The organism is Brachyspira pilosicoli (assembly GCF_019402445.1).
GTDB lineage: Bacteria > Spirochaetota > Brachyspiria > Brachyspirales > Brachyspiraceae > Brachyspira > Brachyspira pilosicoli_B.
The window spans coordinates 1-8,295 of sequence record NZ_SRZM01000063.1; the positions used below are offsets into that span (position 1 = coordinate 1).

At 29.0% G+C, this 8,295-nt stretch carries 7 protein-coding genes; 4 read left to right on the forward strand and 3 right to left on the reverse strand.

Translation table 11 applies throughout. From position 1 onward, the window contains the following. The 4 genes from E6A48_RS02650 to E6A48_RS02665 form a co-directional block, all read left to right on the forward strand. Window positions 1-337 (forward strand): DUF8052 family protein (locus E6A48_RS02650; protein ID WP_475561306.1); only part of this gene is annotated, 337 nt, incomplete at its 5' end. 25 nt (window positions 338-362) lie between these two features. Continuing rightward, a complete protein-coding gene (locus tag E6A48_RS02655) occupies window positions 363-2,024 on the forward strand; it encodes a carbon starvation CstA family protein (RefSeq protein ID WP_219708432.1) in 1,662 nt (553 codons plus the stop codon). A 138-nt stretch (window positions 2,025-2,162) separates the two neighbouring features. Further along, window positions 2,163-2,582, forward strand: coding sequence for a hypothetical protein (locus E6A48_RS02660; RefSeq protein ID WP_014933097.1), 420 nt, complete (start codon window positions 2,163-2,165; stop codon window positions 2,580-2,582). Between the two features lie 52 nt (window positions 2,583-2,634). Continuing rightward, entirely contained in the window at window positions 2,635-5,421 is a 2,787-nt protein-coding gene (locus E6A48_RS02665; RefSeq protein ID WP_219708434.1) for a tetratricopeptide repeat protein, read from the forward strand. Between the two features lie 5 nt (window positions 5,422-5,426). Here E6A48_RS02665 and E6A48_RS02670 read toward each other — a convergent pair whose 3' ends face one another. The 3 genes from E6A48_RS02670 to E6A48_RS02680 are packed head-to-tail and all read right to left on the reverse strand — an operon-like array spanning window position 5,427 to window position 8,053. Further along, window positions 5,427-6,449 carry a glycosyltransferase family 9 protein gene (locus E6A48_RS02670; RefSeq protein WP_219708436.1) on the reverse strand — a complete coding sequence of 341 codons (1,023 nt, stop codon included), beginning with the start codon at window positions 6,447-6,449 and terminating at the stop codon, window positions 5,427-5,429. A gap of 18 nt (window positions 6,450-6,467) precedes the next feature. Further along, entirely contained in the window at window positions 6,468-7,091 is a 624-nt protein-coding gene (locus E6A48_RS02675) for a D-sedoheptulose-7-phosphate isomerase (protein WP_219708437.1), read from the reverse strand. Window positions 7,092-7,123: 32 nt separating this feature from the next. Beyond that, complete coding sequence (locus E6A48_RS02680; protein ID WP_219708438.1) at window positions 7,124-8,053, reverse strand: alpha/beta fold hydrolase; 930 nt, start codon at window positions 8,051-8,053, stop codon at window positions 7,124-7,126. Window positions 8,054-8,295 lie beyond the last annotated feature (242 nt).

The following is an 8,295-nucleotide window of genomic DNA, read 5'->3' on the forward strand; positions in this document are numbered from 1 at the left end:
TTCTGTATTTGAACATATGCTTGTTCGTTTTATAAAGAACTGCACTTTAGAAAATATAGAAGAATTTCAAGATATGTTGGTTAGATTAACGCCAATCCTTTCAAACCCTAATAAATTTCATAAAAGAAGTATTATCACAGGTATCATTATAACTGATATTTCTTTAGAAAAAGAATGGGAAAAAATAGTAAAAAAATTCTTTTATAGAGTAAGTTATAAACTATCGTTTCATGGTTGGTCTGAAACCGAATATGCAATAGTATCTATAAAAGATAAAAATGTCTATTTGCCAAAAATGAGAAAAAAGGAATTAAAAAACCTTCTTTTGGATTTTTAATATAAAATTAATATAAGGAGATTTTATGAATGCTTTTCTATTATTAATCATTGGGATGATAGCCTTTTTTGTAGCTTATGTAACCTATGGTTCATATTTAGCTAAAAAATGGGGTGTTGATCCTTCAAGACAAACTCCTGCACATACTTTAAAAGACGGAAGAGACTATGTACCTACTGATGCTAAAGTATTATTAGGTCACCACTTTTCTTCTATAGCAGGTGCTGGTCCTATTACAGGGCCTATTATTGCTACTATGTTTGGTTGGCTTCCTGTATATTTATGGATTATCTTCGGATGTATATTCTTTGGTGGAGTGCATGACTACGGTTCTTTAATTGCTTCTCTAAGACATGAAGGTAAATCTATCGGTGAAGTTATCAGACATAATGTTGGTCAAAAAGGTAAAATAATGTTTACTCTTTATGCATTCATTACTATTTGTTTGGTAGTGGCTGCATTCCTAGACATTACTGCAAGTACATTTGCTGTAAACGTTGATACTTATAGAGAATCTGCTGCTGCTGGTACTGCTAGTATGTTATTTATCGCTTTGGCTTTACTATTTGGTTTCTTAGTATATAGAAGAGGAGTTAATGTTGCTCTTTCTACAATAATAGGTGTTGTATTATTAGCTGCTATTATATTTATTTCTGATAGATTCCCATTCCTTGCTTTAGAAAAAACTCCTTGGCAAGTTATATTGACTGTATACATTATATTAGCTTCTTTAATGCCTGTTTGGATATTATTACAGCCTAGAGACTATTTATCTTCTTTCTTACTCTATGCTATGATTATAGGTGGTGTATTAGGTTTAGTTATAATGCGTCCTGCTGTAACTGCTCCTGTATTTACAAGCTTTACTCCTAGTGAAGGCAACTATTTATTCCCTATTCTATTCATTACAGTAGCTTGCGGTGCTATATCTGGTTTCCATTCACTTGTAAGTTCTGGTACTAGCTCTAAACAGCTTAACAGTGAAAAAGATGCTAAATTAGTAGGTTATGGAGCTATGCTCATAGAAGGTATAGTTGCTATAGTTGCTTTAATGAGTGTTGCTGCTATAGAAAGTACTGGTACTCCTGCTGCTAGATTTGCTTTAGGTGTTGCTACTTTTATGACTTCTTTTGGTGTACCTCTTGGAATAGGTCAAACTTTTGTTACTTTGGCTTTTGCTTCTTTTGCACTTACTTCTTTAGACAGTGCTACTCGTATTGGAAGATATTTGATACAGGAATTAGGTGAATATACTGGTGCTGATGGTAAAGTACATAAAACTATACTTACTAATCCTTATATTGCTACTGCTATCACAGTTCTTATATCTTTAGGATTTACTCTTTATGGATATACTAGAATATGGCCTATATTCGGTAGTGCTAACCAATTATTAGCTGGTTTATCATTACTTGCTGTTGCTGCTTGGATTAAAAATCGTCAGGGCAGAACTTCTTGGGAAAATGTTATACCTTTAGTATTCATGTTTGCTGTTACACTTTCTGCTTTATGTTTAGTTGTATATACAAACTTCAAAAAAGCTACTTTCGACGGTTATGTATTAGCTTGTATTGCTATCGTAATGATTATATTGGCTGTTATAGAATTATTCATCACTGGTCAATGGGCTAGAAAATTACCTAAAGATGGTGTTGTTAATCCTAATGACCCTATTAAAAACAAATAATAAAAAATCATTTAGTTAATATTAATACCCGCTTTCTTTAATGGAGGCGGGTTTTTTATTGCGTCAAATTTTAATCTAATCTAAATTTTACTCTTGTCGATAATTAAAAAAAATATTTTAATTAAAGAGTACTGTTTTATGTCTAATAAAAAATTTATGATAAAAGAAGAAAAGGCAGTGTTTGCCGATATTCGTTCTGCTATATCTATTAGTTTATTCGATAGTGAGTTAAATAATTTTGACGGAAGTATTGATATGGATGTGAGGAGAGCTGTTATATATAATAAAATTGTATTTGAAAATCTAAGCAAAAGACTGCTTTCTTATTATGCTAGCAGAGAGGATAATAGAAACAAAAAGAAAGAACTTTCTTTAATAAGAACACTAAAAAAAGAAAATAGTATATCTAAAGAAAAATTATACTATTTAGAAAATCCAGATGAAAATAGTTTTAACTTTTTAGATGATGTTCTTGATAAAAATAAAAATGTTAGAGGATATAGTGAATATATAATTTATTCGCTATTTAATCATTATTTTGACTATATCAAAAACTAATAGTTTTAAATATTATTATCCTTAAAAAAGTAGAAAAAAGGATTATATTATTATGAAAAAAATAGCTATAGCATTTTTAATATTGATTTTTACTTGTGTAAATATATTCTCTCAAAATGCTGCTCCTAATGATGAAAGAAATATAGACAGAGAGTTTTATAATGCAGAAAAACTTTTCTTTCAAAAAAAATATAATTTTGCAAGAGAAGCTTTTTTACTCTATCTTAAAAGAAGACCTCTATCAACAAATGATATGCTTTATTATTATATAGGGGCTTGCTATTTTCAAGATAAGCAATACGAAAATGCTATAAATTATTATAAACTAGCTTTTGATATTAATGATTCTTATTCTTTTTGTAATAATATAGCTAATTCTTATTATCAATTAAAAAATTATGATGAAGCTTTAATTTGGTATAATAGAGCAATAGAGAGACTTTACTCTCCATATAATGCAAAATTAAATTATGAAGTATTAACTAATTACACAGTATCACAAAATATTGTAACAAACACAATTTTTATTCTTGATGATAATAACACAGACAATATCACTAACTTATCATTATCAAACGACGTTATGTCAAATGATAGTTTATTAAATACAAATAATATTACAACTAATGCAATATTCTCTAATAATATCTCTACAAATAATGCAATTAATTTTACTAACACAACAGATAATATATCTGATGCCATAAATAATTTAAATCAATCAAATGAAAACATAAAAAACCTTATAAACAATACTTTTACAAAACTTCCATTATTTACAAATGTTATTATAACTAATACATTTACTAATGAATATGAGTACACAAACACAACTGTAATTTTTGAAGTTAATACTAATTTTATGTTAGAAGTAGTAGACCCAACAGTATCAACAACTACCCTACCTCCAAATTTAGAATCTACTAATGAAAACACTACAAACTCTAACTCACCTATTCTCGCAACCAATTCAACTGCTACGGGTTCCACTTATGTGATAACAGAAGAAAATCCTTATATAGTAACAAATATAATGATAATGACAAATATAACAGATACTAATGGAAATGAGATTTCAATAAAAACTAATGTTGCTTCTGTTGATTTATATAATACTTGGGGATTATACTATAGTGCTTATCTTAATATGGGGCATACTTATTTAACTTTAGGCGACATCACTAATGCAGCAATATCTTATGAAATATTTTTAACTAATGTTGGAAGTGATTATTATCAAAGAGAATCTTTAGAGAGAGTAATATCTCTTATAAGAAGCAATGATACATCTATAAAGTTTATGCCTTTTACAAACAATTATAGAGTAACAACAAACAATGACGGAAGCATTACTACAGAAAATGTGTTTCCAAATTTTGATTATGAAAGAGAGACAATATATCCTAATGGCGTAAAAATAGTTTATGAGAATGGAAAAATAGAAAAAACAAAAATATATTCTAACAATTATGAAGTATCTGACACTATATATCCTTATGGAAAAAGAGAAATAGAGATAGTTTCAGAAAATGGAGATAAAAGAATAGAAACTTACATGATAGATAATTCAAAGTCTATTAACACTAAAACATCTGCAGGCGACATATATGAATATACTTTATATCCAGATGGCTCTTTTATAAACAGAAAAACTTTAGAAAATAATAAAGCATTTGTAGTAGAGAGGTCAGACGGCTCTATTACCACAAATTATAAAGATGAAAGTGGAATATTTTTCTATAGCAGAAGTTTAGACGGTACAGAAGTAAAAAGAACAGAAGATAATTTAGGAAATATAGTTACAGAGACAAAGAGAGTCGATGGAGCTTTAATAGTAAAAACAGAAAATCCAGACGGAAGCTACAGCGTTGTTGCTAATTATGTTGATGGAAGTATAGGCACTACTACAGTTGATACTAATGGAATTAGCAATTTAAAAATAGTTTATCCAGACGGAAGAGTTGAAGAGAGAAATTCTCAAGGAGCTGGAGCTGGCACTTTCTCTTATAATGTAAAAACTGATGATGGAAGCATTATAACAAAAACATATAATGAAGACGGCTCATTCACAGTAGTTACTAAAAAAGTTGATGGAACTGTGATTACTGACACTGTAGGTACTGACACTATAAGCGAAATAAAAATGCCAAATGGTACTACAATAAAAAGAATAATAAGACAAGACGGCTCAAGCGAAACAACTACACTCAATAAAGATTCAAGCAGTGTAACAGAAGTAGTATCAGCAGACTCTAGCAGTATAACAACAACAATAAAACCAAATGGAAGCAGTATAGTTGTTATAAAAGATGTTTATGGTAATACAGAAACAACATCTACAGAGGCAGACGGAAGCACATCTACTACAAAAACTACAACAGACGGTAAAACTACTATTAATGAAGTAAGAGCAAATGGCGTTACAATAGATATAGAAAATGACGGAAGAAATAAAACAACAATAGCAAAAGATACTGAAGGCTATGTATTAGAAATGAAACAATATAGAAATGAAGACCCAGAGATTACATTAGTTGATGCTTTAGGTGAAACTGTTGATATAGAAACTGCAAGAAATGTAATAAGAAATATGGATTTAAATATTAAGGCAGAAGATATAGACAATTTAAAAGTTCTTCAAGAAGAAAATGAAGCAGAAAATGTTGCAACAGAAGAAAATGCAAATATAGATGGAAATGCTGCTGAACAAAATACCGAAAACACAATAGAGGAAACTATTACACAAGAAACAGATGCTCAAAACACAGAAGCAAATACAGTTGAAAACAATATAGAAAATAACACGCAAACAACAGAAAACAATACTCAGCAACAATAAAAATATTATAAATAGCCTATTTTTTGCAGTATTCTATTTGCTACTTTTTTGGCATCTATATCTTCTATACATACATGATTGTTTGGGCAGTTTTTTCTTTTGTAGCATCTTGCACATTCTAAGCCCTCTACCCTAATTGTTTCAGAGTTTTCTGCTATAGGTCCTACCCTAATCTCACTAGTCGGACCAAATATCGCTATAAGCGGTTTTTTAAAAGCACATCCTGTATGCATTGGAAAAGAATCTGCAGTAATCATTGCCGATGACTCTTTTATTAAATAAGCTAACTCATTTAAATTAAAATAACTTGATGTGTTTAATACATTTTCAAAACCATTTGCTATTTCAATACATTTTTCATTATAGTCTTTTGTTGCTGATACCACTATTTGTATTTTACTTATTTTTCTTATCTCTTCAATTATCTCTCTAGATTTTTTTACCGATAAATCTTTAGTATCCCATCTTGAAAAAGGAGAAAATACTATATAATCTTTATCTAATTTTATATTTAAGCTTTCTATCTTTTTATTAAAAGTATCTTCTATATTGCTTGGCAAAAAATAATCTAAATCAGTACCGTCACTTGGGCAGTCAATAAAATCTAAAAAAGAAAGAAGTCCAACTATAGCATTAATATCTTTATAATAATTACTTTTAATTCCAAGCCATTTTCCTTTGGCAAATTTCTTTTTTGAATGGCACAAATAAAGAAATATAATACTCCTCTCAAGTCCTTGTAAATCTATTGCTATATCATAATGCTCTTTTCTCACTTCTTTAATATGAGAAAAAAACTCTCTAATTGTAGAAAAAAATTTAGATGAAAATAATTCTTTTTCGTATTTATATATATCAAGCACATATAATTTATTAATATATGGATTATTTTCAAGTATACCCAAAGCTCTTTTATCTGTTACTATATCAATAGTGCAGTCGCTTTGCCATTTCTTTAATGCCCTAATAACAGGTGTAGCATGAAGCACATCGCCAAGAGAAGTTTGTTTTATTAGAAGTATTTTCATAAACCTTATAAAATATTATTATCTATCTTCTTTAAAGAAATATTCTTCCACTCTCATACAAATTTCATGATAAATTGCTTCATGATATTCCTGAGCAATATATGTTTCTTTTGAAGGAGCCTTTATAGCAATGTCAGCCATCTCTGCAAGCTTACCGCCATGGTTATTAGTAAAAGATATTATTTTTATTCCCATAGCCTTAGCAACTTTACAAGCATGTATAATATTTTTAGCGTTGCCTGATGTACTTATAGCAATAAAAACATCACCCTTATCCCCAAAACCTAATAACTGCTGAGCAAATATTAAATAAGGGTCTCTGTCATTTAAATATGCTGTAGAAAGCCCCATATGCGAAGTTAAAGCAATAGCCCTAAGAGGAGATTCCAAATTATCAGCAATATACTCTCCTTCTTCAAATTTTAAAAGCTCTTTTCTAATCTCTTCTTTTATAGGTCTTTTTTTTACAAAGCTTTTTAATAATTCACCCGCAATATGTTCACTGTCGCAAGCACTTCCGCCATTACCCGCTATTAAAACTTTATTTCCATTTTTATAGCAATTAATTATAGACTCTATTGCCAAATCTATATTATTTTTTATAGGTTCTAGCTCTCTAAATCTCTCAATTAAATTCGCCATAATACATAACTTCCTTTCTTTTATTTATTCGTTTAGATATGAGCATTAAGCCATTCAAGTATTTCATTCATAACATCATGTCTTTGCACATCATTCAATATTTCATGTCTTCCATCTTTATATAAACTTATATTAATATCATTAAGTCCTAAAGATTTATACATATCATACACCCATTTTACACCCTTTCCCATATTTCCAACAGGGTCTTTATCTCCAGATATTAAAAGTATAGGAAAATCTTTACTCATATTAGAATAATTATCTTTATCTGAAATCTTATCTATCAAATTAAATAATTGTATATAAGTTTCTATACTAGCAGGTTTACTAGCAAAATACTCATCTTCCAATACTTTATTAATCTCTTCTTTATCTGAAGTAAGCCAAGCTAAATCTGATTTATCTTTAGGGAAATATTTTTTTCCATATCCTCCAACAGATAATTTATCTAATAGTTTAGCCCTCTTCCTTCCTCCAAAAATTGACTTTTGAATATTTGCTATTAATTTACCAATACTTTCTATTTTATTAGGTTTTCCCTTAGTACCCATTATAATAGCACCGTTCAAATCTTTATGATATTTTATTAAAAAGCCCCTTGTTAAAAAAGAGCCCATACTATGACCTAGCATAAAATATGGGATATTAGGATAATCAGCTTTTACTGTAACCATAAGATGCTTCATATCGCCTAATATTAAATCAGCACCATTATCATCAGCAATATGTCCAATACCATCTTTACTAACCGTACTTCTTCCAAAACCTCTATGATCATCAGCACATACCAAAAAACCATTCTCTGCCAATTTACTAGCTAGTTCTTTATATCTACCAGCATGCTCACCAAGTCCATGAACTATTTGTACTATTGCCTTAGGTTGAGTGTCTGGAGTAAAAATATAAGTATACATCCTATGACCATCATCAGATATCAATACTCTATTATCTATCTTCATAAATATATCTCCGAATAACAATTATATTATTATGTAAATTGTATACTATTTCTTTTCTTTATGCAAATATTAACATAATATTAATAAATTATTTAGATATATCTACTTTTATTTTTCTTATCCAATTATTTATTTTATCATCTAAATCGGATACATCTTTTCTTTTTATAGATATATAATTTAAAACTTTACTATCAGGACATGTATCTTTTATATATGAAACACTTCTATATACTCTTGAG

What these genes read in the sequence shown, in the direction of transcription:
- E6A48_RS02680 (WP_219708438.1), bottom strand. Translation starts at nt 8,053, where the DNA reads ATGAAGATAGATAATAGAGTATTGATATCTGATGATGGTCATAGGATG.
- E6A48_RS02670 (WP_219708436.1), bottom strand. Translation starts at nt 6,449, where the DNA reads ATGAAAATACTTCTAATAAAACAAACTTCTCTTGGCGATGTGCTTCAT.
- E6A48_RS02655 (WP_219708432.1), top strand. Translation starts at nt 363, where the DNA reads ATGAATGCTTTTCTATTATTAATCATTGGGATGATAGCCTTTTTTGTA.
- E6A48_RS02665 (WP_219708434.1), top strand. Translation starts at nt 2,635, where the DNA reads ATGAAAAAAATAGCTATAGCATTTTTAATATTGATTTTTACTTGTGTA.
- E6A48_RS02660 (WP_014933097.1), top strand. Translation starts at nt 2,163, where the DNA reads ATGTCTAATAAAAAATTTATGATAAAAGAAGAAAAGGCAGTGTTTGCC.
- E6A48_RS02675 (WP_219708437.1), bottom strand. Translation starts at nt 7,091, where the DNA reads ATGGCGAATTTAATTGAGAGATTTAGAGAGCTAGAACCTATAAAAAAT.